The 826-nt window shown below is 46.4% G+C and carries 1 protein-coding gene; it reads right to left on the bottom strand.

Translation table 11 applies throughout. The annotated features are described in order from the left end of the window. On the bottom strand, positions 1-826 hold an 826-nt coding region (locus tag IM273_RS22090), incomplete at both ends, for a DEAD/DEAH box helicase family protein (RefSeq protein WP_193055647.1).

The raw sequence follows: 826 nt of genomic DNA on the forward strand, positions 1-826 counted from the left end.
CGCTGCTGTTCATGGTACTAGTATCAAAGCTTTCGTCAGTAATGTCACCGATAGCGCTTTGTTCTTCATTGGCCGCAAAAGAGAAGATGGTTGCCACCCGCAACGGCTTATAGCTGGCTGATTTATTAGCAGCCTCTTCCTGTAGCTCTTTAAACGTCGCGTAATACGCTTTTGCCGCATCCACGCTACTTACTGCCAGCATCGCATTAAAACCTCTGGCTCCAGGAAAAGTGCGATGCGTTTTCTGGCGGAAGTTATTCAGGATGTACTGTGTAATTTCCTGGATGCGCAGTGGGTGAAGAAAAGCCTGCTGATTTTCCGCAGCGCTGAGTTTTTTCTCGTCGGTTTCGGTCTCCAGCGCCTTAAACTGTGGGCGGACATCATTATAGTCCACCTTAAACTTCAGCACCTTTTCATCACGAATGGCATCGGTAATCACGTAAGAATGTAACTCACGGCCAAACACGCTGGCGGTCGTTTCCGACCCTAATGCATTTTGCGGGAAAATTGGCGTGCCGGTAAAACCGAACTGGTAAAAACGTTTGAATTTCTTTTTTAGGTTCTTCTGTGCTTCACCGAACTGGCTGCGGTGGCACTCATCGAAGATGAAGACGACCTGTTGTTGATAGACCGGCAAGTCGGCTTCCGCTTTCATCAGGTTATTCAGTTTCTGTATCGTTGTGACGATAATTTTATTATCATTTTTATCCAGATTTCGTTTAAGGCCTGCAGTATTGTCAGAACCATTAACGCTGTCCGGCGAGAAGCGTTGATACTCTTTCATTGTCTGGTAATCGAGGTCTTTTCTGTCCACGACAAAGAAGAA

This window comes from Enterobacter cloacae complex sp. P13B, assembly GCF_014895915.1.
GTDB lineage: Bacteria > Pseudomonadota > Gammaproteobacteria > Enterobacterales > Enterobacteriaceae > Enterobacter > Enterobacter bugandensis.